This window comes from Pseudomonas putida (assembly GCF_026625125.1).
In the GTDB taxonomy this organism is placed as follows: Bacteria; Pseudomonadota; Gammaproteobacteria; order Pseudomonadales; family Pseudomonadaceae; genus Aquipseudomonas; species Aquipseudomonas putida_X.
In genome coordinates this window covers 5,502,171-5,527,595 of sequence record NZ_CP113097.1, presented here as the reverse complement: position 1 = coordinate 5,527,595, position 25,425 = coordinate 5,502,171, and the positions used below count along the sequence as shown (strand labels likewise).

The following is a 25,425-nucleotide window of genomic DNA, read 5'->3' as shown; positions in this document are numbered from 1 at the left end:
TTGATTTTCAAGCGCCAGAGTATAGCGCCGCAGTGGTATGCCCAGAGTATTCGACAAGAGATACAGAGCATTTCCTACCGATTGATCAGGTGTTGTGGCTTTCGACAGTTGTGGTTTGGGCAGTTCCTTTTAGCTGTAGCGCCAGCAATACCGATTCAGCCGTTCGAAAAATAACGATATCAGATTGCTTTCATGTCATAGGCGAACTGGTACTCTTTCGGCGCCTGCGAAGCGGCCGCGACGTATTGTCGCGGAACGTTGCCATGAAACGGCCGAGCCTTACGTGCCAGCAAAAGAGCCGGGCATTCAATGCGCACGCATCGTCTACCTACAAAAGGATCACATCCATGAACAGCAGTATCACGGCAGGAGCGGTGGCCAGCGCGCCCAGCTTCTTGTCGAAGGAGCGCATCATCGCCCGCCCCGGTTTCAACCGCTGGCTGGTACCCCCGGCCGCGCTGGCCATTCACCTGTGTATCGGCATGGCCTACGGTTTTTCCGTGTTCTGGTTGCCGCTTTCCCAAGCCATCGGCATCACCGCCCCGGTAGCGTGCTCGGCGGACATGGGCTTCATTGCTCGCATGTTCAGCGCCGAGTGCGATTGGCCCATTTCCATGCTGAGCTGGATCTACACCCTGTTCTTCGTGTTCCTGGGTTGCTCGGCAGCGGTGCTGGGCGGTTGGTTGGAGCACGCAGGGCCGCGTAAGGCGGGCCTGGTGTCGGCCCTGTGCTGGTGCGGCGGCATGCTGATTTCGGCAATTGGCGTGAAGACCCATCAGCTGTGGCTGATGTGGCTGGGCTCCGGCGTGATCGGCGGTATCGGCCTGGGCCTGGGTTACATCTCGCCGGTTTCGACCTTGATCAAGTGGTTCCCGGACAAACGCGGCATGGCCACTGGCATGGCGATCATGGGCTTTGGCGGCGGTGCCATGGTCGGTGCACCGCTAGCCACAGCGCTGATGGGGCACTTCGGCAATGAGCATGAAGTCGGCGTATGGCAGAGTTTCGTGGTCATGGCGGCGATCTATTTCGTGTTCATGACCGCTGGCGCCCTGGCGTACCGCGTGCCGCCGACCGGCTGGAAGCCAGAAGGCTGGACCGCGCCGGTGAAGAAAGCCAATGCGATGGTCACCGACCGTCACGTGCACGTCAGCGTTGCCTGGAAAACCCCACAATTCGCCCTGATCTGGCTGGTGCTGTGCCTGAACGTTTCTGCGGGCATCGGCATCCTGGGCATGGCGTCGCCGCTGCTGCAGGAAGTGTTCGCTGGCAAGCTGCTGGGCAACGAGCTGAGCTTCAGCGAGCTGAACGCCGCACAATTGGCGCAGATTGCCGCCATTGCCGCGGGCTTCACCGGCCTGCTGAGCCTGTTCAACATCGGTGGGCGGTTCTTCTGGGCATCGTTCTCGGACTACATCGGCCGCAAGAACACCTACTTTGCCTTCTTCGCCCTGGGTGTGGGCCTCTACAGCCTGGTGCCGAACATGGGCCATCTGGGCAACGTGGCACTGTTCGTGGCGGCCTTCTGCATCATCCTGTCCATGTATGGCGGTGGCTTCGCTACGGTCCCGGCCTACCTGGCTGACCTGTTCGGCACGCAGATGGTCGGTGCCATCCACGGCCGCCTGCTGACGGCCTGGGCCGCTGCTGGCGTGCTGGGCCCGGTGCTGATCACTTACCTGCGTGAGTATCAGTTGGCCGCGGGTGTGGAGCGTGCGGCGGCTTATGACATGACCCTGTACATCCTCGCTGGCCTGCTGGTGCTGGGCTTCGTCTGCAACCTACTGGTGCGCCCGGTAGCCGACAAGCACTTCATGAGCGATGCCGAGCTTGCGGCCGAGCGTGCCCTGAGCCACGACAAAGGTGCCGATGGCGCCCGTGCACTGGAGTGGCATGCAGCGCCAGGCAGCCTGCCGCTGGTGCTGATCGCGTGGGCGGTAGTGGTGATTCCGCTGGCCTGGGGGGTGTGGATTACCCTGCAGAAGACGGCGGTGTTGTTCCACTAAGGGTATGACAGCCAGCTGACTGGCTGGCTGTCCTGGCCTCATCGCCGGCAAGCCGGCTCCCACCTGGATTGCGCCGGCTTTTAGAAATGGGTAAGACCGTTGCTTGCGCAGGCAAAGCGCAGGCCTTAAGAATCGCGCGGTCGAGGTGGGAGCCGGCTTGCCGGCGATTGGGCTGCGCAGCAGCCCCCATAGCGGAGCTGCACTAGCCCGAGCGCGCTCGACGGGACTCGCTAGCATCTGGGTCCGCTTTGCGGCTCATCGCCGGCAAGCCGCCTCCCACTTGGAATGCGCCGGCTTTTAGACATTGGGCAAGCCAGTTGCCCTCACAGGTTTCTCCGCTGGGCTTGAGTTCTGGCGGGGCTTTGGGGGAGGCGTCTTGCCGGTGATCGGCCTGCCGAGCAGCCCCTTGCGATGCCATATGTCATCCGCGTTCCAAGCTTGAGCGTTCTGGGCCTATAATGTAGCCCTTTTCGCCCAATGATTTTGCGGAGCTGGTGATGGTCGAACGTAAGGCTTCCGTCGAGCGCAATACCCTGGAAACCCAGGTCAAGTGCTCGATCAACCTCGATGGCAGTGGCAAGGCCCGATTCGATATCGGCGTGCCTTTCCTTGAACACATGCTCGACCAGATTGCCCGGCACGGGCTGATCGATCTGGATATCGAGTGCAAGGGTGACCTGCATATCGACGATCACCATACCGTCGAAGACGTCGGTATCACGCTGGGCCAGGCATTCGCCCAGGCCATCGGCGACAAGAAAGGCATCTTCCGTTACGGCCATGCCTATGTGCCGCTGGACGAAGCGCTGTCGCGTGTGGTCATCGACTTCTCTGGCCGCCCAGGCCTGCAGATGCACGTGCCCTACACCCGCGCCACCGTTGGCGGCTTCGATGTCGACCTGTTCCAGGAGTTTTTCCAGGGCTTCGTCAACCATGCGTTGGTTACCCTGCACATCGACAACCTGCGTGGCCATAACACCCACCACCAGATCGAAACCGTGTTCAAGGCCTTCGGTCGTGCCCTGCGCATGGCCGTGACCCAGGACGAGCGCATGGCTGGGCAGATGCCGTCCACCAAGGGATGCCTGTAAATGCAGACGGTAGCCGTAATCGACTATGGCATGGGCAACCTGCACTCGGTAGCCAAGGCGCTCGAGCACGTCGGCGCCGGCAAGGTGATGGTCACCAGCGATGCTGCGGTGATTCGCGAGGCTGACCGCGTGGTGTTCCCGGGTGTGGGCGCGATCCGCGACTGCATGGCCGAAATCCGCCGCCTGGGGTTCGACAGCCTGGTGCGTGAAGTCAGCCAGGACCGGCCGTTTCTGGGCATCTGTGTAGGCATGCAGGCGCTGCTGGAGCACAGCGAAGAAAACGACGGTGTCGACTGCATCGGCCTGTTCCCTGGCCAGGTGCGCTTCTTCGGTAAAGACCTGCAGGAAGGTGGTGAGCACCTGAAAGTGCCGCACATGGGCTGGAACGAAGTCACTCAGGCCGTCGACCACCCGCTGTGGCACGACATCTCTGATCGTGCGCGCTTCTATTTCGTGCACAGCTACTACATCAATGCCGGCAAGCCGGGGCAAGTGGTCGGTCGCGGCCACTATGGCGTCGACTTCGCTGCCGCGCTGGCCGAGGGCTCGCGCTTTGCCGTGCAGTTCCACCCGGAGAAGAGCCATACCCATGGCCTGCAACTGCTGCAGAACTTCGTGGTCTGGGACGGGCGCTGGTAAATGAGCAGGTCGAAGACCAAGGCCCCCGTCATCACCCTGGCCCCCGAGCAGGAGCGCGAAGCGCTCGACACCCTCAAGCGCTTCCTCGAAGACCGCTTCGAGCTGCAGCTGGGGTCGTTCGAGGTGGCTGAGGTCCTCGAGCTGTTCAGCAAAGAGATTGCACCCCATTACTACAACAGGGCGATTGCCGATGTTCAGCTGCACCTCAAGGAGCGGTTCGAGAGCATCGAGAGCGACCTGTGGGCGTTGGAAAAAAGCTGAAAGCTTCAAGCCTCAAGCTGCAAGCCAAAGCTGGACCGCCATCGAAAACACGACGCGCATGCTTGCAGCTTGTCGCTTGCAGCTTGCCGCTTGAATTGACGAAGGAAAGAGCATGCTGATTATCCCCGCTATCGATCTGAAGGACGGTGCCTGCGTGCGCCTGCGCCAGGGCCGCATGGAAGACTCCACGGTATTTTCCGACGACCCGGTGAGCATGGCCGCCAAGTGGGTGGAGGGTGGTTGCCGCCGCCTGCACCTGGTCGACCTCAACGGCGCCTTCGAAGGCCAGCCGGTCAACGGTGAAGTGGTCACTGCCATCGCCAAGCGTTACCCGAACCTGCCGATCCAGATCGGCGGCGGTATCCGTTCGCTGGAGACCATCGAGCACTACGTCAAGGCTGGCGTCAGCTACGTGATCATCGGCACCAAGGCGGTCAAGCAACCTGAGTTCGTTGCCGAAGCGTGCAAGGCCTTCCCCGGCAAGGTCATCGTCGGCCTGGACGCCAAGGACGGTTTCGTCGCCACCGACGGCTGGGCTGAAGTGAGCTCGGTGCAGGTCATCGACCTGGCCAAGCGCTTTGAGGCCGATGGCGTCTCGGCGATCGTCTACACCGACATCGCCAAGGACGGCATGATGCAGGGCTGCAATGTGCCGTTCACCAAGGCACTGGCCGAAGCCACCCGCATTCCGGTGATCGCTTCGGGCGGTATCCACAACCTGGGTGACATCAAGGCCCTGCTGGACGCCAAGGCCCCGGGCATCATCGGTGCCATCACCGGCCGTGCCATCTACGAAGGCACCCTCGATGTCGCCGAGGCCCAGGCCTTCTGCGACAACTACCAAGGCTGAGGACTGAACCATGGCACTGGCCAAGCGCATCATCCCTTGCCTGGACGTGGACAACGGCCGGGTGGTCAAGGGCGTCAAGTTCGAGAACATTCGTGATGCCGGCGACCCGGTGGAAATTGCCCGTCGCTACAACGAGCAGGGTGCCGACGAAATCACCTTCCTCGACATCACCGCAAGCGTCGATGGCCGCGATACCACCTTGCATACCGTCGAGCGCATGGCCAGCCAGGTGTTCATCCCGCTGACCGTGGGCGGTGGCGTGCGCACCGTGCAGGACATCCGCAACCTGCTCAATGCCGGTGCCGACAAGGTTTCGATCAACACCGCCGCGGTGTTCAACCCTGAGTTCGTGGGTGAGGCTGCCGACCGCTTCGGTTCGCAGTGCATCGTGGTGGCCATCGATGCCAAGAAGGTGTCTGGCCCCGGTGAAGCGCCGCGCTGGGAAATCTTCACCCATGGCGGGCGCAAGCCGACCGGGCTGGACGCGGTCGAGTGGGCGAAGAAGATGGAAGGCCTGGGTGCCGGTGAGATCCTGCTGACCAGCATGGACCAGGACGGCATGAAGAACGGTTTCGACCTGGGTGTGACCCGTGCCATCAGCGATGCGCTGGGGATTCCGGTGATCGCTTCGGGTGGTGTGGGTAACTTGCAGCACCTGGCTGACGGGATTCTGGAAGGGCATGCCAGCGCGGTACTGGCGGCTAGCATCTTCCACTTCGGTGAGTACACGGTGCCGGAAGCCAAGGCCTACATGGCTGCCCGCGGTATCGTCGTTCGCTGACAGATTGATTGGGGCCGCACAGCGGCCCCGGTTGCATCAGCCGTGGCTCTTGCCGAGCAACGCGTGGTACAGCTCGGTATCCCCAAGTATCCCCACGACCTTGTCGTTATCCTGCAGCACCAGCTTGTTGCCAGTCTGGTAACGGATCTGCAGCGCTTCGCGCATGCCGATATCGGCATTGACCAGTGTCGGCCGTCGCTCCAGCAGCTCGACATCCTCTCCAGGTGCCCAGTTCTGCAGGTCCAGCCCGTTCTGCCCTTGGCGTGCACGCTTGAGCGAGCCACCTTCGCCCAGGTCCAGCCACGAATCGATGCCTGGGTCCAGGCACACCGAGCCGTTGATCCGTTTGCAGTTGTCCAGGGTGCGCATCAGGCTGCGGCCGCACAGCACGTTCAGCGGGTTGGTATGGGCCACGAAGGTGCGTACGTAGTCGTCCGCCGGGTTGAGCACGATCTCCTCGGGCTTGCTGTACTGAACGATCCGCCCATCCTTCATGATGGCGATGCGGCTGCCCAGCTTGAGCGCTTCGTCCAGGTCGTGGCTGACGAACACGATGGTCTTGTTGAGCTTGCGCTGCAGCTCCAGCAGCTCGTCCTGCAAGCCCTGGCGGATCAGTGGGTCGAGGGCCGAGAACGGTTCGTCCATCAGCAGGATGTCAGCGTCCATCGCCAGTGCCCGGGCCAGGCCCACGCGCTGCTGCATGCCGCCGGAGAGTTCGTCCGGCTTCTTGTTGCGCCACTGGGTCAAACCCACCAGCTCAAGCTTCTCGTCCACCAGCTTGCGCCGTTCCTTTTCAGGGCGGCCCTGCATTTCCAGGCCAAAGCTGATGTTCTCGCGCACCGTCAGCCAAGGCATCAGGGCGAACTTCTGGAACACCATGGCGATGCGCTTGGTGCGCATCATCTTGAGCTCTGCCGGGGTGCAGTGGGCAATGTCGATGTGCTTGCCTTCGTGCTCGACGAACAGCTTGCCGCGGCTGACGGTGTTCAGGCCGTTGATGCAGCGCAGCAGGCTCGACTTGCCCGAACCCGACAGGCCCATCAGCACGCAGATCTCGCCCTTGTTGATATCCAGGTTGGCCTTTTCGACACCCACCACCAGCCCGGTCTGCTTGAGGATCTGCTCCCGGGTCTTGCCCTGATCGAGCAGTGCCAGCGCTTCACGCGGCTTGTTGGAGAAGATGACGTCGACATCTTCGAAACGAATGATGCTCATGCTTCACCCCTTACCGTGACTTCCGGTTGCTTGCAGATACGGTCGAGCATGATGGCCAGCAGTACGATCGCCAGCCCCGCTTCGAAGCCCAGGGAAATGTCGGCGGTGTTCAGTGCGTTGACCACAGGTTTGCCCAGGCCATCGGCGCCCACCAGGGCCGCGATCACCACCATCGACAGCGACAGCATGATGCACTGGGTAACGCCGGCGGCGATGCTCGGCATCGCGTGGGGCAGTTCGATGCGGGTCAGCAACTGGCGCCGCGAGCAGCCGAAGGCCTTGCCGGCGTCCAGCAGCTCCTGCGGGACGTCGCAGATGCCCAGGTAGGTCAGGCGAATCGGCGCGGCGATGGCGAACACCACCGTGGAGATCAGCCCAGGCACCACACCCAGGCCGAACAGTGTCAGGGTTGGGATCAGGTAAACGAAGGTGGGCACCGTCTGCATCAAGTCGAGCACCGGGCGCATCGCGGTATAGAACATCGGTTTGTGCGCGGCAACGATCCCCAGCGGTACGCCGATGGCCACACAGACCACGGTGGCAAAGGTGACTTGCGCCAGGGTTTCCATGGTCTCCTGCCAGTAGCCCAGGTTGAGGATCAGCAGGAAGGAGAGGGCGACGAACACAGTCAGTGCCCATTTGCGCTGGATCAGGTGCGCGAGGGCGGCAAACAGGGCGATGAGGACGAACGGGTTGAACCAGGTCAGGGTGCTGGTGACGCCATGGATCATGAATTCCAGGCCTTGAGCGATGGCGTCGAAGTAATCGGCGCCATTCTGGGTCAGCCATTCGACGAATGACGCGATGTACTCACCCAGGGGTATTTTCTGATCGATAAGCATGATAGCGAGCTTCCACCTGCAAAGATTGAAATCAGTCCGGGGCGAGCACGGTCCCGCCCCGCGGTGTTGCCTTCGTCTTGCGTTATTGCGTCAGTTTGGCTTTGGCCGCCTCAAGGCCCGGTTTGCCGTCCACGGTGGTCACCCCGGCGAGCCAGGCGTCCAGCTTGCCTGGGTTGTCCTTGAGCCACTTCTTGGCAGCTGCCTCGGGTTTCATCTTGTCGTCCAGGACATAGCCCATCATGGTGCTTTCATCCTTGAGCTCGAACGACAGGTTCTTGAGCAGTTGGCCTACGTTGCTGCACTCCTGCACGTAGCCCTTGCGGGTATTGGTCAGCACGGTTGCCTTGCCCAGTTCGGGGCCGAAGAAGTCGTCCCCGCCGGTCAGGTACTGCATCTTGAAGCGGGTGTTCATCGGGTGAGGTTCCCAGCCGAGGAACACGATCGCCTCCCCGCGCTTCTGCGCCCGGTCCACCTGCGACAGCATGCCGGCCTCACTGGACTGCACGATCTTGAAACCGGCGTCCTTCAGGCCGAAGGCGTTCTTGTCGATCATGCTCTGGATGGTGCGGTTGCCGTCGTTACCCGGCTCGATGCCGTAGATCTTGCCGTCCAGTTCCTTCTTGAACTTGGGAATGTCGGCAAAATCCTTGAGGCCCTTGTCGTACAGCGACTGGGGTACGGCCAAGGTGTACTTGGCGTTCTCCAGGTTGGCGCGCACGGTTTCGACAGTCCCGGCGTCGCGGTACTGCTTGATGTCGTTTTCCATGGTCGGCATCCAGTTGCCGAGAAACACGTCCAGGTCCTTGCCGGCGGCCAGCGACTTGTAGGTCACCGGTACCGAGATCATGGTGGTGTGAGTCTTGTAACCCAGTGCTTCGAGCACAACGCTGGTGGTCGCGGTGGTTACCGTGATGTCGGTCCAGCCGACATCGGAAAAACGTACCGTCTGACACTGCTCGGGTTCTGCGGCCTGGGCCAGCAAGGGGGCGGACAGCAACGCGGCCAGCAACAGCGAGGGTGAACCTTTCATGGATGGACTCCTGTGATTTTATCTTCGGGTTCGCGAGGGCTGCCGGGCTTTCTCAGGGTCCGGTCAACCAGGCCTGCAGAGGGCAGGATGCGAGGCCGTGCAATACGAGTCGCTTTCGATAATCCACCAGCGCCGGGCAATCGCCTACTGGTGGGGTCGTAACCAGTACGGAACGGGTCGCTTTGAGTACTGGCGATGTCGCATATGGCATTTTCCTCCCCTGGGTCCGTATTTTTCCGTCATCGGAGCGCCCGAAAGCGGTGCACCTGCAGCTGAAACGGCGCGGCGCTGCTGGACAAAAGTACGTCGGTTGCAGACGGCGAGGGGGGGCGCAAAAGCCTGATGATGCGTGCATTCGTGGCGGCTCGCAGCTTCAGCCTAGCAGTTGCCCCGCCCTGCGCATGGCGCGCAGAGACAAGCCCAGCAAGAGGTGTAGCGACAATGGCCATCAGCGTGTTCGACCTGTTCAAGATCGGAGTCGGGCCCTCCAGCTCCCATACCGTCGGCCCCATGCGTGCGGGCGCCCTGTTCGTCCAGGGCCTGCGTGAGCGCGGCGAGCTCGAGCAGGTGAAAAGGGTGCAGGTGCGGTTATACGGCTCGCTGTCGGCCACCGGTATTGGCCACGGCTCCGACCACGCCACCATCATGGGCCTGATGGGCGAATGGCCGGACGCCATCGACCCGGCCCAGATCGTCCCACGCATCGCCGACCTGCGCGAAACCAATACCCTGAAGCTGGATAACCGCCTGCCCATCGAGTTCGTCTGGGCGCGTGACATGCTGCTGCTGGACGAGAACCTGCCGTACCACCCCAATGCCATGACCCTGATCGCCGAAGGCGAGCAGGGCGAGCTGCACCGTGACACCTACTACTCGGTGGGGGGCGGTTTCGTGGTCGATGCCGCCCAGGCCGCCAGTGGTGTGCTGGATGCCGACCAGACGGTGCTGCCGTACGATTTCAACAGTGCCGCAGAGCTGCTGCGCCTGTGCAAGCAAAACGACCTGAGCGTGTCGCAATTGATGATGGCCAACGAGAAGGTCTGGCGCAGCGAGCAAGAGATCCGCGCCGGCCTGCACACGCTCTGGCAAGCCATGCAGGAATGCGTGCACAACGGCCTCAAGCATGAGGGCACGCTGCCCGGCGGGCTGAATGTGCGCCGCCGCGCCGCCAGGCTGCACCGCAGCCTGCAGGAGATCGGCAAGCCCAATGTGATCGGCTCGACCATGAGTGCCATGGAGTGGGTCAACCTGTTCGCCCTGGCGGTCAACGAAGAGAACGCCGCTGGCGGGCGCATGGTCACTGCGCCCACCAATGGCGCGGCCGGCATCATCCCGGCTGTGCTGCACTACTACATGCGCTTCAGCGATGCGGTCGACGAGTCCAACGTGGTCGACTTCTTCCTGGCCGCCGCCGCGGTGGGCATCCTGTGCAAAAAGAATGCATCGATTTCAGGTGCCGAGGTGGGTTGCCAGGGTGAAGTCGGTTCAGCGTGCGCCATGGCGGCGGCTGGCCTTGCCGAAGTGCTGGGGGCGACCCCGGCGCAGGTGGAGAACGCCGCCGAGATCGCCCTGGAGCACAACCTTGGCCTGACTTGCGACCCGGTCGGTGGCCTGGTGCAGGTGCCGTGCATCGAACGCAACGCCATTGCCGCAGTCAAGGCCATCAACGCCGTACAGATGGCCCTGCGCGGTGACGGCGAGCATTTCATCTCTCTGGACCAGGTGATCCGCACCATGCGCGACACCGGCGCCGACATGCACGACAAGTACAAAGAGACCTCGCGCGGCGGTTTGGCGGTCAGCGCCATCGAATGTTGATGCGCTGACGGTGAGCTATTCTCGTCAGGACGCCCCGTTTTGGGGCGTCTTCGTATCAGCCGGTCGTCGGGTGTCGCGATCAGTGTCGCCATTGTCGGTGACACTAAACAGTGTCGTTTCTGGGCAACCTGCCTTGAGCGTGTCACCAAAGTGCTCATGAGTGACACGCAAAGGCGCTGGCCCGCCGGTTTGGGTTTTATCAACAACCCGATCGCCGAGCCGGAATTGCTGAAAAAAGGCGTCGTTTTTGGGTTTTTTTGGATGGCCGTTCAATTTCAGGCACGGCCCTTGCGTTGAGATTGGCAAAGCCCCTGCAAATGAATTGGGGCCATTACAAAAAATCAGTGCCCGCCTGAGGCACACCCTGTTTTTGTGTGAGGAGAAATCGCGATGACGTCGTACACCTCCGGGAATCCAACCCAGAACCGCACAGCACCCCAGTCCATCGGGTTTCTCCTTCTGGACAACTTCACCCTGATTTCCTTGGCCTCGGCCGTGGAGCCGCTGCGCATGGCCAACCAGCTTTCCGGCCGTGAGCTGTACCGCTGGCACACGCTCACCGTCGATGGCGGCCAGGTGTGGGCCAGCGATGGCTTGCAGATCACGCCGGACGCCTCCATCGCCAACGCCCCTCCCATCGACACCGTTATCGTCTGCGGTGGCGTGGGGATCCAGCGTTCGGTTACCCGTGAGCATGTCACCTGGCTGCAGGCCCAGGCGCGTCAGTCGCGCCGTTTGGGCGCTGTGTGCACCGGTAGCTGGGCGCTGGCCTGTGCCGGCCTGCTCGATGGGTTCGACTGCAGCGTGCACTGGGAATGCCTGGCGGCGATGCAGGAGGCGTTTCCGCGGGCCAACATGAGCACACGCCTGTTCACCCTCGACCGCAACCGCTTCACCAGCTCTGGCGGCACTGCGCCGCTGGACATGATGCTGCACCTGATCAGCCGCGATCATGGTCGCGAACTGTCGGCGGCGATCTCTGAGATGTTCGTCTACGAGCGCATTCGCAACGAGCAGGACCACCAGCGCGTACCGCTCAAGCACATGCTGGGAACCAACCAGCCGAAGCTGCAGGAAATCGTCGCACTGATGGAGGCCAACCTCGAAGAGCCGATCGACCTGGACGAACTGGCCGTGTATGTGGCCGTGTCGCGTCGCCAGCTTGAGCGGCTGTTCCAGAAGTACCTGCACTGCTCGCCGTCGCGCTATTACCTGAAGCTGCGCCTGATCCGTGCGCGGCAGCTGCTCAAGCAGACGCCGATGTCGATCATCGAAGTGGCCTCGGTGTGCGGCTTCGTCTCCACGCCGCACTTCTCCAAGTGCTACCGCGAGTACTTCGGCATTCCGCCGCGTGATGAACGAGTAGGTTCAAACACCGCACAGCAAGTGGCAATGATGCCGATTCCGCAAGCCATGACCCTGTCGCCGCACAGCGGGCCGATGGCTGCACTGAGCCAGGCGCGCAACGAGTCGACCTTTGCCAGTGTGAGGCTTTAAAGCATCGGGGCTGCTTTGCAGCCCTATCACCGGCAACCTCGCTCCCGCAGATCACCGCCAGGCCTGAGACCGCGCGGTACCTGTGGGAGACGGCTCGCCGGCGATGAGGCCTGGAAGGCAACAGCATATGATTGGTTGATAATGATTCTCGACTACAGGTAACATTTCCGCCCCGAAATCGCTTGGCATACCACCCCGTGGCGGACGACAAACTGCAGCTCTACCTGGCCCACCGGGCAGCATTGGTCGACTACGCCTCGCCAATCGTTGGCTGCCGCGCCCGCGCCGAAGATGTGGTGCAGGAGGCGTGGCTGCGCTTCAGTCGCCAGCAGGACGATGCCGACATTCGCCACCCGGCCAGTTACCTGTACCGCATCGTGCGCAACCTGGCCCTCGACCAGACCCGCCGTATCGCCACCGAAAAAGCCCAACCCAACGGTGATGAGATTCTCGCCGAGCTGCCCTCGACCAGTGTGTCGCCCGAGCAGGCGGTCACCCAGCAAAATGAACTCAGCGCCATCAGCCGCGCCCTTGAGGAATTGCCTCAGCGCACCCGCGTGGCGTTCGAAATGCACCGCCTGGGCGGCCATACCCTGCAAGAAGTGGCCAACCACCTGAATGTATCGGTCAGCCTGGTGCACCAACTGGTGCGCGATGCCCTGAGCCACTGCATGGCGCGCCTGGAGGATGATCTGTGAAAAAACGCGAGGCTGGTGCGTCCTTTGCCGAGCAGGGTAGCTCTGTGCGACCCTGCGCGCCCTTCAGCCCTCAGGAGACTTGCCCGACATGACGTCCGCAGCCCCGCTATCCAGCCGCCGCGAGCAGGCCCTGGAATGGCTCCTGCGCCTGCAGCAGTCACCTGACGACCCTCAGCTAAGGGATGAGTTCGAGCAATGGTGCGCCAGCGACGCGGCCAACGCCCAGGCCTTCCACAAGGCCGAACGGGTGTGGCAGCTCACCGGCCAGCTGGCGCCGACCACCCGCGAACTGTGGCCCAAGGCCGAAGTGCTGCCGCTACCGGTCAAGCGCAAGCCCCGGCGGCGCTGGTGGCTGGGGGCGGCGGTGGCAGCCTGTTTATGGGTAGCTGTCGCGCCTTCCCTGAGCCTGCGCTTGCAGGCTGACTATCGCACCGCACAAGGCGAGACCCGCGACGTCACCCTGGCTGATGGCAGCGTGGTGCAGATGGACAGCGGCACCGCCATTGCCGTGGACTACAGCGGCGATCACCGGGATGTGAAGCTGCTCGCCGGCCAGGCGTTCTTCGAGGTCATGCCCGACACGGCCAAGCCGTTCCATGTGCGTGCCAACGATGTGCAGGTGACGGTCACCGGCACGGCGTTCAATGTCGAGCTGCGGTCGGGGCGGGTAGGGGTGGATGTGCAGCATGGCTCGGTACGGGTCGAGGACACGGCCGATGCACAGGTACTGGCTGCTGCACTGACGGCGGGGCAGCGGCTGCGTTATGTGGATGGGCATGTGCAGCTGCGTACTTTCGTGCCCACCCAAGCCGCCGCCTGGCGCCAGGGGCAGCTGATTGCAGACGACCAGACGGTGGCCGAGCTGGTGCAGGCGCTAGCGCCGTATATGCCAGGCAAGGTGATGCTGCGTGACGATGCACTGGGGGCCAAGCGGGTGACGGGTGTGTACGACCTGCGTAAGCCCGAGGCGGCGCTGCGTGCAGTGGTCCAGCCGCACGGTGGCGAGGTGCGCAGCTATGGGCCCTGGCTGTTGGTGTTGAGCAAACCTTGACGTTGCCGGGGCCGCAAAGCGGCCCCAAAAATCCCCGGCGAAAATTAATTTCACAATTTTCTGAAAATCCCCCGCACTGCCCCGTCTTCTCCTCCGCGCGCAACAACTGATATCGATTCGTATTCTATTTTGCAGTCCGGCGCTTGCCGGGGGTGGGGATGTGGGATGACTGAAACATCAAGCCGGAAGCCGCGCAGTGCGTGGGATTGGTCGTTGCGCCTGAAACATGTTGGCGGCGCGGGCATGTTGGGGCTCTGTGCCTTGCTGGATCAGCCGCCAGCTCATGCACAGACAGACGCTGAGCATGCCCAGCTCACCCAGGTACACCCGTTCACCATTCCCCGCCAGGATCTGGCCATCGCCCTGATCACTTTCGGCCAGCAAAGTGGGCTGCAGGTCAGCGTCGACCCGGACCTGCTGGAGGGCCTGGAGTCCACCGCGGTCAGTGGCAACTTCAGCAGCGAGGCGGCGCTGTCGCGACTGCTGCAAAGCAGTGGCATCACCTGGGAGTTCGAGGCGGGCACGTTCATCTTCCGCCTGTTGCACAGCGACGGCCAAGGCCCGCTGGAGCTGCACAACACCGTGGTGCTGGGGCAGACCGAAGAGAACAGCTACATGGGCGCTACGGTCATCGGTAGCAAGGCGATCAAAGCTTTCCCGGGCGCCAATGGCGACATCACCACACTGCTGCAGATGCACCCCAGCGTGCAATTCAGCACCCGCCAGCAAAACTCCAACACGCCGGGCGAAATTGCCCCGGCGGATATCAGCATCAACGGCGCCAAGTACTACCAGAACAATTTCATGATCGACGGCATCTCGATCAACAACGACCTCGACCCTGGCGCCCATGACTTCAACGATGTGCGTCAGTTCGATTCCACCCCCAGCCGCTCCCACGGTATTGCGCTGGATGCGGACTTGCTGCAGGAAGTGAAAGTCTACGACAGCAACGTACCGGCGGAGTACGGCGGCTTCAACGGCGGCGTGGTCGATGCGATCACCCGCCGACCGAGCAAGGCGTTTCACGGCAAGGTCTCTTATGCCCTCAGCCGTTCGGCGTGGACCCGCTACCACATCACCGAAGCCGATCAGGAAAACTTCGATCAGGCCTCGGACGAGCAGTACCAGCCAGAGTTCGAGAAAACCACTGTTCGCGGCATGCTCGAAGGCCACCTGACCGATGACTTCGGCGCCATCCTGGCGTTCTCGCAGAAACGCTCGGTGCTGCCACTGAACGCCTACAGCGATGGCTACGAAAGTGGCAACGGGCCTTCGCGCAAGGACCAGACCCGCGAGCTGACCAATTACATGCTCAAGACTTACTGGAACATGAATGACCAGCTCACCCTGGATAGCTCGTTCATCTACGGCCCCGGCGAAAACACCTACTTCCGCGCCAACCAGCGCAACTCCGAGTTCGTCACCGAAGAGGGCGGCTATCAAGGCTCGGTAAAGGCCACCTGGTTGGCTGACAACGCCACGTGGACCCACACCCTGGCGGTGACGCGGCTGACCAGCTCGCGCGATTCCGAGCAGGACGACTACATCAACTGGTACTACTCCGACGTCAAGAACTGGGGCAAGTCGCTGAGCAACACATCACGCAGTGCCGAGGGTGCCTACGGCGACCTCGACCAGACCCAGGACGGCCTGGACTACGCGGTGAAGGCCCAGTGGCTGCCGGTGTGGTTCGGTGGTGTGGCGCATTCATTGGTCACGGGTATCGACCTCTCTTACAAGCGAGCTACCTGGGAGCGGTCCACCCAAGCCAGCAGTGTCACCATGAACAAGCGTGACGACGGTAGCAGCTGCGGTGACGATCCTTACTGCTCGGTTGGCCAGCTGCTCAATGGCAACACCCGGCAATGGGCCAACTCACGCATGGTGTATGAAGCAGGCAAGATCAGCCAGGACGAGAAGAAATACGCGTTCTACCTCCAGGACAGCATTCAGCTGGGCAACTTGGGCCTGCGCCCGGGTGTTCGGGTGGAAGGCGACGACTACATGGAGAAAAAGACCGTTGCCCCGCGCTTTGCCGGCGATTACGACTTCTTCGGTGACCGCTCAACGGTGCTGACCTTTGGTGCCAACCGCTACTATGGGCGCAATCTGTTCAAGACCCGCCTCAACGACGGCCGCGGCCAGCTGAATGTGCGCTACCTGCGCGCCGATCAGGACTCGCCGTGGATCGAGGCTACCCGAGTAGCCAATGACACGCGCTTCTCGACCCTGAACATCCCGTATGACGATGAGCTTACGCTCGGCCTTGAGCAGCTGTGGCTGAACACTCTGTTCGACCTCAAGTATGTCAACCGCAAGGGGCGCGACAAGATCGTGCGCTCCTACTCCAGTGTCGAAGACCTGCCAGCACTGCCCGGTTACCGCAGCAACTACTACATCTACACCAACCAAGGTCGCAGCGAGAGCGACACGGTGACGCTGACCGTTACCCCCCAGCAGGAACTCAAGCTGTTTGGCACCAGCACCAGCGCCCAGTTCGCGGCGGGCTGGCAGCGCAGCGAAGACTCGTACACCGACTACGACTCGATCCTCGACAGTGAAGAATATGACGGTAGTGCCGTGCTCTACGACGGCAAGCGAATGGACTTCGTCGAACTGCCGCCGAACAACTTCAACCGCCCATGGACCGCACGGCTGACGACCATTACCGAGATCCCCGCCTGGCACATGAGCATCAGCAACTTCCTGCGTTTTCGCAGCAAGTACAAGCAGATCATCGATACCGGGCGCACGGTCGACCTCGATAACGAAACCCTCAGCGTGTACGAGGCGGCGGCGGTCGGCAGCGCCATGACCTGGGACATGCAAGTTTACTGGGAGCTGCCAACGGCCAAGGACCAGGCCGTGTTCGCCTCGGTCGACATCACCAATGTCGCCGACAAGACCAACCCGACCGTCAGCGCCGGCAGCCAGGCCGTGACCCGCTACGAAGTCGGCCGCCAGTACTGGCTGGAAGTCGGCTACCGCTTCTGACTTTATAAAAACCGTGGATACCCTGATGAAAAAGCTCATCGCGGGCCTGCTCGGCCCGCTGTTGCTCGGCGCCTGCGCGTCGATCCCTGAACCCGATGCACCTTTGCCCTGGGACCGCCAGGTCATCCAGGGCAAGCTGGCCAACGGGCTTGCCTACCGGATGGTGCGTGAAACGGCTCAGCATGGCCGCCTGGACCTGCGTTTGACCGTCAAGGCCGGTTCGGTCGACGAGGAAGACGACCAGGTTGGCGTTGCCCACATGGTCGAACATCTGGCCTTTCACAGCCGCGCGGGCCGCCAGCAGAACGTGCGCCAGCGCATGACCGACCTGGGCTGGGTACAGGGCCGGCACTTCAATGCCATGACCAACTACGAACGCACCCAGTACCTGATTGCCCCACCCGCTGGCGTGCGCCAGGCGCCCCAGGCATTGCAGGCCCTGGCCGACCTGGCGTTCGCCGGTGACTACAACGCCCAGGACCTGGAGCGGGAGCGGCCCATCGTGATCGAGGAATGGCGCGGCGGCCTGGGTGTGGCCCAGCGCATGAACGAGCAGCGCACTGCCTCGCAGCGGGTGGGCTCGCGCTACCCCGGGCACCGGACCATCGGCAACGAGGCGGCGATCCGCGCGGCCAGCCTGCAGAACCTGCAGGCCTTCCAGAACCGCTGGTACCTGCCCAACAACATGGTGCTGTCGGCAGTCGGCGATTTCGACCCCCAGGCCATGCGCGCCCAGATCGAACAGGCCTTCGGCGCGGCCAGGGCTGGCGAAGTGCCGCGGCGCGAGCATCGGGAGCTGGTGCTGGACGACACGCTGAAAGTGTTCCGTCTGCAGGACCCGCAATCGGGCAGCAACCAGGTGGCGATGCTGTTCCGCTTGCATGAGCCGGATAGCCGCGGCACTACACGCGCCGCATTGCGCGAGCGGCTGATCGACCGCATGACCCTCGCTGCAATGCTCGACAGCCTGCGTCGCCAACCGCACGCCGCTGGGGTGCGCAGCCTCACCGCGCAGAAAACCTTGATCGGTGAACACTCCACCGTGCTCGGTATCGCCGCCGGCGTCGAAGGCCAGGCGCACGACCAGGCGCTGCAGCAACTACTGACCGAGATCGAGCGCTTGCGCCAGCATGGCTTCACCGAAACGGACCTGCAACGTGAGCGCGAGCATATCCAAGCGCTGGGCGAGAAGACGCTGGCCAAGCAAGACCCGCGCACCTTCGAGCAGTGGGTGGAACAACTCAACAACGCTGCCGTGCAGGGTAATGCCGTCACCGAGCGGCACGCCACCGCTGCGCGCTATCTGGAAGTGTTGGGCAACATCTCGCGTGATGACCTGAACGAGCGCCTGCATCGCTGGCTGGCCAGCGCTGACCGGGTATTGCAGGTGAGTGCGGCGGGCAACTCCGAAATCGCCTTGCCGACCGTCGCGCAGGTTGAGGCGAGGCAAGTCGAACTGGCCGGCAGATCGCTTACGGCCCCTGTGCAGACGGCGCCAGAAAAGGCGTCGGTAGCCATCCTGGAAATGCCCGCTGCGGTGCCGGCGGCTGATATTGTCGAGCGCGAGATGTTCCCTGAGCAGCATGTGCAACACTGGCACCTGAGCAACGGTGATCGCGTGGTCTGGCTCAAGCGCAACGGCCCGGATGGCAAATGGCTGTTGCAGGTTGACTCGTCGGCCGGCTACTCCCTGCAAGGGGTACCGGCCTGGCGACTGCAGATGGCCGCGCAGCTTGGCGCGCGCAGCGGGCTGCCGGGTATGGACCCAGCAGCGCTGGCCACATGGCGCCAGACGCATCGCGCCACGCTCAGCCTCGATCATCAGCCCCACCGTTTGACGCTCAACCTTGGCGCCGAACCAGAGTACTTGTTGGCGCTGATGCAAAGCTATCGCACGAGTCAGTTGGCCAGCGTAGACCAGGCTCTGTTCACCCAGTCCCGTGACGAGTTGCTGCAACGTCTGCGCAGCCGACCGGATGACGTTCGCGAGGTGCAGGAAAGCCGCCAGCGCGTGCTCAAGTACGGGGTGGATCACTGGCAGTCGCCGGATCCGCGGGCCCTCGTCCAATTGACCGCCGAACAGCTGAGCGCCGACTGGAAGCTTTTGGCCGGTGCTCCAGTGACCTATTACCTGATGGCGGATACAGCGCCTGAACCGCTGGAGAAAATGGTCCGGGAAATGCTCGCGACCCTCCCGCGCAGCGTTTCGCTGGCCAGCCAGCAGGCCTTGCAGCAGCCCGGTCAACGCCGTGAGGACCTGGCCATCGCGCCGGAACCGCGTGTGGTATTGCGGGCCAGCAGCTTCCACCCGCAAGCCTGGAGCCCCGAGGCGGCGGTGCGGGTATCGGTGCTGCGCGACCTGGCGAACCAGCGGCTGAAGGCGCAGCTGCGTGGCGAGGCCTCAGGCGTATACCGCCTGCGTTTCGACAGCGAGCTGAATGCCGAGACGCAGCGCGTCGAAAGCAGCCTCAGCTTCACCTGCGACCCGGCGCGAGCCGATGAGCTGTGGGCCATGGCGCAGAAGACGCTTGCCAGCCTGCAGCCAGATGCCGAGTGGGTGCTGGCCGAGCGGCGCCAGCTGCTGCGTCAGGAGAGCAAGCGCCGTGAAGACCCGCAAACCCAGTTCAAGCGCCTGATCCTCAGCGACCGCCGCTGGCACGACCCACGCTACCTGCAGACCCAGGTCCGATTGCCTGAGGCATTGACCCTGCCAGCGCTGCAACGACAGGCAGGGCAGTTGTTCCCTCGGGGCAACCAGGTACAACTTCGCCTGCTGCCCTCTGAGGCGGCGCTGGAGCAGGCACTGTGAAAACCCTGCGCACCTTCTACCGCCTCAGCCGCCCGTTCTGGCACGACCGTGGGCAATGGCTGGCCTGGCTCATGTTGGCGGCGGTGATCGGCCTGGGGTTGCTGGTGGTGCAGATCAATGTGCTGATCAACAGCTGGAGCAAGGTCTTCTACGACACGCTGGCCGCGTTTGACACTGCGGGGCTGTATGGCCTGGTGGCTGAGTACGCGCTGTATCTGGGTAGTTATGTGCTGATCGTCGTGGCCATGGACTATATCCGCAAAGGGCTGGAGCTGCGCTGGCGCCAGGCGATGACCGGGCGCCTGACCGATGCCTGGCTTGCCGATCAGGCTTTCTACCGGCTGGGGTTGACTGGCGAGCCGGACAACCCCGACCAGCGCATTGCCCAGGACATCGACCTGATGGTCGGGCTGAGCATCGAACTGGTGGCCTCGCTGGTGATCAACCTTGCGCAGGTCGGCGCGTTCATGGTGATCCTGTGGAACCTGTCGGGGGTGCAGACCTTCAGCCTCTTGGGCGAGTCATTCACGGTTCATGGCTACCTGGTGTGGATCGTCCTGGGCTACACCTTGGTCGGCAGCTGGGTGACACACCTGATCGGCAAGCCGCTGCATGCGTTGAATTACGAGCGTGAACACCGCGAAGCGGACTTTCGTGCCAGCCTGCTGCGCAAGCGCGACCATGCCGAACAGATTGCGCTTTACCGGGGCGAGGCGGTCGAACGCGAGCACCTGGCCGAGCGCTTTCGCGCCATCGCCGGCAACTGGCGCCAACTGATGGGGCGTGAACGCAATCTCAGCCTGTTTACCGTCTCTTATGAACGCTTGAGCCTGATCATCCCGGTGTTTTCCGCCTTGCCAGCCTTTATGGCCAAGACCATCACCCTGGGTGGGCTGATGCAGATCCGCAGTGCCTTCAACGCGGTGCACGGCTCGCTCAGTTGGTTCATCAAGCTTTATCACAAGCTGGTGCGTTGGAGCGCTGCATTGCAGCGGCTGGAGCAGTTCGAGCAGGCGATCACTGCCAGCCGTAGGCAGGCCGTCACTGCCACGCAGGGTGATTGCCTGTGTACGCGGGGGCTGACGCTCTGCCGGCCCGATGGCAGTGCCATGCTGCGCGATCTGGACCTGCAAGCAGGGCGGGGCCAGTGGCTACGGCTGGGTGGGCGCAGCGGGGTTGGCAAGTCGACCCTGCTGCGCACCTTGCAGGGGCTTTGGCCCTACTGCCTGGGCGAGTGGCAGCTGCCGCCGGGGCGCAGCTTGCTGCTACCGCAAAAGCCCTACATGCCGCACATGAGCCTGCGCGCGTTACTGGCTTATCCACAGGTGCAGTCGATAGACGATCTGCAGTTGATCGATGTGCTGGGCAAGGTGGGGCTGGGAGCTCTGACGGGGCAACTGGACAAGCAGGCTGAGTGGGCACGCGTGCTTTCCGGCGGGGAGCAGCAGCGGTTGAGCCTGGCGCGGGCGTTACTGTACCGGCCGGATACCTTGTACCTGGATGAGGCGACCAGCCAGCTGGATCTGGGCAGTGCCCGGGGCTTGCTGGAAATGCTCAGGCGGGAGTTGCCGGGGTGTACGGTGGTGGGTGTGACTCACCAGGAAGGGCTGGCGCGGCTGTTCGACCGCACTGCAGCGCTGGAGAAACTGGCCGAGCCTGTGTAGGGCAGGCCTGCCCCTATTGCCGGCAAGCCAGCCCCCACAGGTGCTGCACAGGCCTGGAGCTTCGTGTCATCACTGTGGGACTTGGTTTGCCGGCGATAGGGCCAGTACAGAAAACATGAATCAGGCCCGCTTGTTGAAACTCGCAAGCGCTGGCAACAACTGCTTATCGATGGCCTGGCGCACCGCCGGCAGAATCGTCGCACTGCCGGTATACATCTGCTCGACCATGCCCTTGAGTGCGCGCGCATTGGGCTCGGTCAACCCACGCACTACCGCCTCGCAGGCCTGCTCGGCACTGGCCCCGGCTGGGATATCGAACCCGCGCGCGCGCAGTTGGCCGGCGAGGTCGTCCTGATCAATCAAATCCGCATGCATCATGGCTGTTGTCCCTTTTATCGCTAAGAGAGTGCTGCTGTGATTTACGACTGATTCTGTGACGAGTGCGACATACCCGCAACAACAGAATACCGGCATGGCTGCTTTGGCTAAGAACAGGTCGTTTACGGCTAAATTCGCCGGGTCGCAACTGCGCACACTCACGCCATCTACCGCAACGGAGGGTTTGGTCACCTTCTTCATGCACAGTGGATGTTGCTCGCTCTTGGCCCCGGATGCTCACGGCTTTCCGGGGCAATTTTTTTGGGCTCATGCCAGTTGTCTACTCGTCAGCGATTGGGTCCACTGCGGGCAAACCACGGGGAGTCAACGGTATTAATGCGACCCGCTGAATACCTGGCGAAGCCTCTACCGGGCAAGACGCATCACTCTGGCAACGTGCTCGGGTGACGCCAAGTCCTTCTGTGAATCCAGGATGCTTTGCAGAGCCGCCTCGGCCTTCTGGTTAAATGGCGCAGATTTAGGCCCGGCCAAGTCTACGTGCAGCAGCATCTGCTCACTGGCTGCCAGCACGTCTTCGAACCCCGCCCTGTGCAGGCTGTGATAAACGTGCAGACGCTTACGATCAAAGCCCAAGATGTGCGTTTGTACCCACACCTCGGTACCGAGTTTCACCTCGTGCAGGTAGTTGATATGCGCTTCCAGGGTGAACAGCGAGTTGCCGCTTTGCCCACGGCTATCGGTATCCAGGCCAATGCGCTCCATCAGCGCGTCGGTGGCGTAGCTGAAAATGAGCATGTAGAAGGCATCGCGCAGATGCCCGTTGTAGTCGACCCAGTCCTCCTGGACTGGGGTGCGGTAGGTGATCAGTGCGGGCATCGCTTGCTCCTCAATCGCCAAAGGCCATGCCGTGTGTGGCTTTGCTGGTCTTCACCGCCTCCAGCACTGCCAGCAGGGTGTCATCACGATAGCGCTCCAGCGCGGCGATGCTGCGCTCGCCCAGTTGCTCGGAGGTGCCGTCGACCACATCGTCGATCAGCTTGTCGGTCAGCTCCGGCGCTGGCAGGTAGGTCCAGGGCAGCTTCAGGGCAGGGCCGAACTGCGACATGAAGTGGCGCATGCCGGCATCGCCACCGGCCAGGGTGTAGGTGAGGAAGGTACCCATGAACGACCAGCGCAGGCCGGCGCCGAAGCGGATGGCATCGTCGATCTCACCGGTGGTCGCCACACCGTCGTTGACCAGGTGCAGCGCCTCGCGCCACAACGCTTCGAGCAGGCGGTCGGCGATGAAGCCTGGCACTTCCTTGCGCACGTGCAGTGGGCGCATGCCGAGTGCGGTGTAGATGGTTTTGGCGGCTTCAATGGCATCGGGTGAAGTGCGGGAACCGCCGACGATCTCGACCAGCGGCAGCAGGTACACCGGGTTGAATGGGTGGCCGACGACGCAGCGTTCAGGGTGGGTGGACGACTCGTAGAACTCGCTGGGCAGCAGGCCCGAGGTGCTTGAACCGATGATCGCGTCAGGCTTGGCTGCGGCGCTGATTTTGGCGTGTAGGTCGAGTTTGAGGTCCAGCCGCTCTGGCGCGCTTTCCTGGATGAAGTCGGCGTTGCGCACGCACGCTTCGATGGTGCTGACGAACGTCAGCCGGCCCTGGGAGGCACCTTCGGCCAGGCCTTGCTTTTCGAGCGCTGGCCAGGCGTTGGCGATCCGCTTGCGCAGTGCCTGTTCGGCGCCGGGAGCCGGGTCCCAGGCCACCACGTCCAGGCCGTGGGCGAGGGCGCGGGCGACCCAGCCGCTGCCGATCACGCCGCTACCCAGGGCGGCAAAGGTCTTTATCTCGGTGATGAAAGGCATATCGGTCTCCTGAAGGAATCAGCGGCGCTTGAGGTTCATTTTTTCCCGGCCTTCTGCCGGGCTGAGTACACGGCCGCCCATGCGGGTAATGATCTCGGCAGCGCGTTCCACCAGCTGGCCGTTGCTGGCCAGCACGCCGCGGTCCAGGTACAGGTTGTCTTCCAGGCCGACCCGCACGTTGCCGCCCAGCAGCACGGCCTGCGCGGCCATCGGCATTTGCATGCGGCCGATGCCGAAGCCGGCCCAGGTGACATTGGCTGGCAGGTTGTCGACCATCGCCTTCATGGTGGTGGTATCGGCCGGCGCGCCCCATGGGATGCCCAGGCACAGCTGGAACAGCGGGTCGTCCAGCAGGCCTTCCTTGATCATCTGTTTGGCGAACCACAGGTGGCCGGTGTCGAAGATTTCCAGCTCGGCCTTCACGCCAAGCTCGGTGATGCGTTTGGCGCCGGCGCGCAATTGCGCCGGCGTGGAAACATAGATGGCGTTGCCGTCGCCGAAGTTGAGGGTGCCGCAATCGAGCGTGCAGATCTCCGGCAGCAGGGCTTCGACGTGGGCCAGGCGCTCCAGCGGGCCGATCAGGTCGGTGCCGGGGCCGAACGCCATGGGCGACTCGCCCGGGCCGATTTCCAGGTCGCCACCCATGCCGGCGGTGAGGTTGACGATGATGTCCACGTCGGCTTCGCGGATGCGCTCCATGACCTCGCGGTACAGGTTCACGTCGCGGCTGAAACGGCCGGTTTGCGGGTCACGGACATGGCAGTGGACCACGGTGGCGCCGGCTTTGGCGGCCTCGACGGCGGCCTCGGCGATCTGCTTTGGGGTGACCGGGACTAGGTGGCTCTTGGCGACTGTGTCGCCGGCGCCGGTGAGGGCGCAGGTGATGATGACGTCGTTATTCATGGTTGGGTTCCTTTTCTGGTCTGTGGTGGCCCAATCGCCGGCAAGCCGGCTCCCACAAGGTTCGCGGTGAACCCTGGTGGGAGATGACGCTGGGGGAGCCGGTTTGCGGGCGATCAGGCCCTGTCAGTTGGCGGTAAGCTTGAGGTTGTCCGCCGCAGGCTTGCCATCGAAGGTGGTGACCCCTTCAAGCCAGCGCGCCTTGTCCTCGGGGTGGTCCTTGAGCCACTGGCGCGCTGACTCCAGGGCGTCCTTGTGGTCGAGCAGCGGCTGCATCATGCGGCTCTCGTCTTCGGCGCTGAATTTCAGGTTGGCCAGCAGGCGATGGGCGTTGGGGCAGCGTTGTGCGTAGTCCGGCGCGGTGACGGTCCACACCGTGGCACGGCCTTCGTCAGGGCCCAGGGCATCCTGGCTGTCGCCCAGGTAGACCATGTCGATGTTCACGTTCATCGGGTGCGGCGCCCAGCCGAAGAACACCACCGCCTGCTTGCGGCGCACGGCGCGGTCGACTGCGGCGAGCATGCCGGCCTCGCTGGACTCGACCAGCTGGAACTTGCCCAGGCCGAACTGGTTCTTGGCGATCATCGCCTTGATCTGGGTGTTGGCGCCGGACCCGGGTTCGATGCCGTAGATCTTGCCGCCCAGCGCTTTCTCGAACTTGTGGATATCTGCGAAGCTTTTCAGGCCTTTGTCGGCCAGGTACTTAGGTACGGCCAAGGTGGCCCTGGCATCCTCCAGGCTCGGTTGGTCGAGCACTTTGACCTGCCCGGCATCGATGAACGGTGTAATGGTCTGGGTCATGATCGGGTTCCAGTAACCCAGGAACATGTCCAGGCGCTTGTCGCGGATGCCGGCGAAGATGATCTGCTGCGAGGCGCTGGTCTGTTTGGTCTGGTAGCCCAGGCCGTCGAGCAACACTTGCGCCATGGCGCTGGTGGCGATGACGTCGGTCCAGTTGACCACGCCAAGGCGCACGTTCTTGCAGGCCGCAGGTTCGGCGGCGAAAAGCGGTGTGACAACGATGCTGCTCAGTGCAAGGGACAACAGGCTGCGGCGGATCAAGCTGTGCATGGTGGCTCTCCATC

Annotated in this window: 22 protein-coding genes; 14 read left to right on the top strand and 8 right to left on the bottom strand. The window is 62.9% G+C overall.

The features are described from left to right. Positions 1-347 precede the first annotated feature (347 nt). The 6 genes from OSW16_RS25465 to hisF all read left to right on the top strand — a co-directional run bounded on the left by OSW16_RS25465 (position 348) and on the right by hisF (position 5,628). A complete protein-coding gene (locus OSW16_RS25465; protein ID WP_241805579.1) occupies positions 348-2,006 on the top strand; it encodes an OFA family MFS transporter in 1,659 nt (552 codons plus the stop codon). 497 nt (positions 2,007-2,503) lie between these two features. Next, on the top strand, positions 2,504-3,097 hold the full coding sequence (gene hisB / locus OSW16_RS25460) for an imidazoleglycerol-phosphate dehydratase HisB (protein ID WP_012316676.1): 594 nt from the start codon (positions 2,504-2,506) through the stop codon (positions 3,095-3,097). Beyond that, a complete protein-coding gene (gene hisH, locus OSW16_RS25455) occupies positions 3,098-3,736 on the top strand; it encodes an imidazole glycerol phosphate synthase subunit HisH (protein ID WP_267819388.1) in 639 nt (212 codons plus the stop codon). Further along, complete coding sequence (locus OSW16_RS25450) at positions 3,737-3,997, top strand: DUF2164 domain-containing protein (RefSeq protein WP_241805582.1); 261 nt, start codon at positions 3,737-3,739, stop codon at positions 3,995-3,997. A gap of 112 nt (positions 3,998-4,109) precedes the next feature. Then, entirely contained in the window at positions 4,110-4,847 is a 738-nt protein-coding gene (hisA, locus tag OSW16_RS25445) for a 1-(5-phosphoribosyl)-5-[(5-phosphoribosylamino)methylideneamino]imidazole-4-carboxamide isomerase (RefSeq protein WP_003255731.1), read from the top strand. Positions 4,848-4,857: 10 nt separating this feature from the next. Then, positions 4,858-5,628, top strand: a complete 771-nt coding sequence (hisF, locus tag OSW16_RS25440) for an imidazole glycerol phosphate synthase subunit HisF (protein WP_267819386.1) — start codon at positions 4,858-4,860, stop codon at positions 5,626-5,628. A 36-nt stretch (positions 5,629-5,664) separates the two neighbouring features. On the opposite strand, the gene choV is transcribed toward hisF, so the two are convergent. The 3 genes from choV to OSW16_RS25425 all read right to left on the bottom strand — a co-directional run bounded on the left by choV (position 5,665) and on the right by OSW16_RS25425 (position 8,715). After that, entirely contained in the window at positions 5,665-6,843 is a 1,179-nt protein-coding gene (gene choV, locus OSW16_RS25435) for a choline ABC transporter ATP-binding protein (protein WP_241805586.1), read from the bottom strand. Next, the gene (choW, locus tag OSW16_RS25430; protein WP_267824124.1) at positions 6,840-7,688 is read right to left on the bottom strand and encodes a choline ABC transporter permease subunit; all 849 of its coding nucleotides are present in this window, start codon (positions 7,686-7,688) and stop codon (positions 6,840-6,842) included. Before choW ends, choV begins: the two co-directional genes overlap by 4 nt. Positions 7,689-7,767: 79 nt before the next feature. Then, the gene (locus tag OSW16_RS25425) at positions 7,768-8,715 is read right to left on the bottom strand and encodes a choline ABC transporter substrate-binding protein (protein WP_267819384.1); all 948 of its coding nucleotides are present in this window, start codon (positions 8,713-8,715) and stop codon (positions 7,768-7,770) included. Between the two features lie 441 nt (positions 8,716-9,156). On the opposite strand from OSW16_RS25425, the gene OSW16_RS25420 reads away from it, so the two are divergent. The 8 genes from OSW16_RS25420 (at position 9,157) to OSW16_RS25385 (ending at position 21,249) form a co-directional block, all read left to right on the top strand. Continuing rightward, entirely contained in the window at positions 9,157-10,533 is a 1,377-nt protein-coding gene (locus tag OSW16_RS25420; protein WP_241805588.1) for an L-serine ammonia-lyase, read from the top strand. Positions 10,534-10,572: 39 nt separating this feature from the next. Then, positions 10,573-10,830: a hypothetical protein gene (locus tag OSW16_RS25415; protein ID WP_267819381.1), complete on the top strand. Its 258-nt coding sequence runs from the start codon at positions 10,573-10,575 to the stop codon at positions 10,828-10,830. 93 nt (positions 10,831-10,923) lie between these two features. After that, positions 10,924-12,030: a GlxA family transcriptional regulator gene (locus OSW16_RS25410; protein ID WP_241805589.1), complete on the top strand. Its 1,107-nt coding sequence runs from the start codon at positions 10,924-10,926 to the stop codon at positions 12,028-12,030. A gap of 197 nt (positions 12,031-12,227) precedes the next feature. After that, positions 12,228-12,728 (top strand): sigma-70 family RNA polymerase sigma factor, encoded by a 501-nt coding sequence (locus OSW16_RS25405; RefSeq protein WP_267824122.1) that lies wholly within the window; start codon positions 12,228-12,230, stop codon positions 12,726-12,728. An 88-nt stretch (positions 12,729-12,816) separates the two neighbouring features. Then, positions 12,817-13,779 (top strand): FecR family protein, encoded by a 963-nt coding sequence (locus OSW16_RS25400; protein ID WP_267819379.1) that lies wholly within the window; start codon positions 12,817-12,819, stop codon positions 13,777-13,779. Between the two features lie 165 nt (positions 13,780-13,944). Continuing rightward, positions 13,945-16,776, top strand: coding sequence for a TonB-dependent receptor (locus tag OSW16_RS25395; protein ID WP_267819377.1), 2,832 nt, complete (start codon positions 13,945-13,947; stop codon positions 16,774-16,776). A gap of 25 nt (positions 16,777-16,801) precedes the next feature. Next, positions 16,802-19,585: a M16 family metallopeptidase gene (locus OSW16_RS25390; RefSeq protein WP_267819375.1), complete on the top strand. Its 2,784-nt coding sequence runs from the start codon at positions 16,802-16,804 to the stop codon at positions 19,583-19,585. After that, a complete protein-coding gene (locus tag OSW16_RS25385) occupies positions 19,582-21,249 on the top strand; it encodes an ABC transporter ATP-binding protein/permease (protein ID WP_267819373.1) in 1,668 nt (555 codons plus the stop codon). The genes OSW16_RS25390 and OSW16_RS25385 overlap by 4 nt, the downstream gene beginning before the upstream one ends. A 120-nt stretch (positions 21,250-21,369) precedes the next feature. Here OSW16_RS25385 and OSW16_RS25380 read toward each other — a convergent pair whose 3' ends face one another. The 5 genes from OSW16_RS25380 to choX form a co-directional block, all read right to left on the bottom strand. Then, complete coding sequence (locus tag OSW16_RS25380; protein WP_039604371.1) at positions 21,370-21,627, bottom strand: hypothetical protein; 258 nt, start codon at positions 21,625-21,627, stop codon at positions 21,370-21,372. A gap of 366 nt (positions 21,628-21,993) precedes the next feature. Continuing rightward, entirely contained in the window at positions 21,994-22,464 is a 471-nt protein-coding gene (locus OSW16_RS25375) for a thioesterase family protein (protein WP_267819370.1), read from the bottom strand. A 10-nt stretch (positions 22,465-22,474) separates the two neighbouring features. Further along, entirely contained in the window at positions 22,475-23,440 is a 966-nt protein-coding gene (locus OSW16_RS25370; protein ID WP_267819368.1) for an L-carnitine dehydrogenase, read from the bottom strand. 18 nt (positions 23,441-23,458) lie between these two features. Then, the gene (locus OSW16_RS25365; RefSeq protein ID WP_267819366.1) at positions 23,459-24,343 is read right to left on the bottom strand and encodes a 3-keto-5-aminohexanoate cleavage protein; all 885 of its coding nucleotides are present in this window, start codon (positions 24,341-24,343) and stop codon (positions 23,459-23,461) included. A gap of 123 nt (positions 24,344-24,466) precedes the next feature. Next, positions 24,467-25,411, bottom strand: a complete 945-nt coding sequence (choX, locus tag OSW16_RS25360; RefSeq protein ID WP_267819365.1) for a choline ABC transporter substrate-binding protein — start codon at positions 25,409-25,411, stop codon at positions 24,467-24,469. Between the last annotated feature and the right edge of the window lie 14 nt (positions 25,412-25,425).

Bases quoted from the DNA above. Each gene is read 5' to 3' on its own strand.
- OSW16_RS25370 (WP_267819368.1), bottom strand. From the start codon at position 23,440: ATGCCTTTCATCACCGAGATAAAGACCTTTGCCGCCCTGGGTAGCGGC.
- OSW16_RS25425 (WP_267819384.1), bottom strand. From the start codon at position 8,715: ATGAAAGGTTCACCCTCGCTGTTGCTGGCCGCGTTGCTGTCCGCCCCC.
- hisB (WP_012316676.1), top strand. From the start codon at position 2,504: ATGGTCGAACGTAAGGCTTCCGTCGAGCGCAATACCCTGGAAACCCAG.
- choV (WP_241805586.1), bottom strand. From the start codon at position 6,843: ATGAGCATCATTCGTTTCGAAGATGTCGACGTCATCTTCTCCAACAAG.
- OSW16_RS25420 (WP_241805588.1), top strand. From the start codon at position 9,157: ATGGCCATCAGCGTGTTCGACCTGTTCAAGATCGGAGTCGGGCCCTCC.
- OSW16_RS25450 (WP_241805582.1), top strand. From the start codon at position 3,737: ATGAGCAGGTCGAAGACCAAGGCCCCCGTCATCACCCTGGCCCCCGAG.
- hisF (WP_267819386.1), top strand. From the start codon at position 4,858: ATGGCACTGGCCAAGCGCATCATCCCTTGCCTGGACGTGGACAACGGC.
- hisA (WP_003255731.1), top strand. From the start codon at position 4,110: ATGCTGATTATCCCCGCTATCGATCTGAAGGACGGTGCCTGCGTGCGC.
- OSW16_RS25390 (WP_267819375.1), top strand. From the start codon at position 16,802: ATGAAAAAGCTCATCGCGGGCCTGCTCGGCCCGCTGTTGCTCGGCGCC.
- OSW16_RS25365 (WP_267819366.1), bottom strand. From the start codon at position 24,343: ATGAATAACGACGTCATCATCACCTGCGCCCTCACCGGCGCCGGCGAC.
- choX (WP_267819365.1), bottom strand. From the start codon at position 25,411: ATGCACAGCTTGATCCGCCGCAGCCTGTTGTCCCTTGCACTGAGCAGC.
- OSW16_RS25395 (WP_267819377.1), top strand. From the start codon at position 13,945: ATGACTGAAACATCAAGCCGGAAGCCGCGCAGTGCGTGGGATTGGTCG.
- OSW16_RS25400 (WP_267819379.1), top strand. From the start codon at position 12,817: ATGACGTCCGCAGCCCCGCTATCCAGCCGCCGCGAGCAGGCCCTGGAA.
- OSW16_RS25410 (WP_241805589.1), top strand. From the start codon at position 10,924: ATGACGTCGTACACCTCCGGGAATCCAACCCAGAACCGCACAGCACCC.
- OSW16_RS25465 (WP_241805579.1), top strand. From the start codon at position 348: ATGAACAGCAGTATCACGGCAGGAGCGGTGGCCAGCGCGCCCAGCTTC.
- OSW16_RS25375 (WP_267819370.1), bottom strand. From the start codon at position 22,464: ATGCCCGCACTGATCACCTACCGCACCCCAGTCCAGGAGGACTGGGTC.
- hisH (WP_267819388.1), top strand. From the start codon at position 3,098: ATGCAGACGGTAGCCGTAATCGACTATGGCATGGGCAACCTGCACTCG.
- OSW16_RS25380 (WP_039604371.1), bottom strand. From the start codon at position 21,627: ATGATGCATGCGGATTTGATTGATCAGGACGACCTCGCCGGCCAACTG.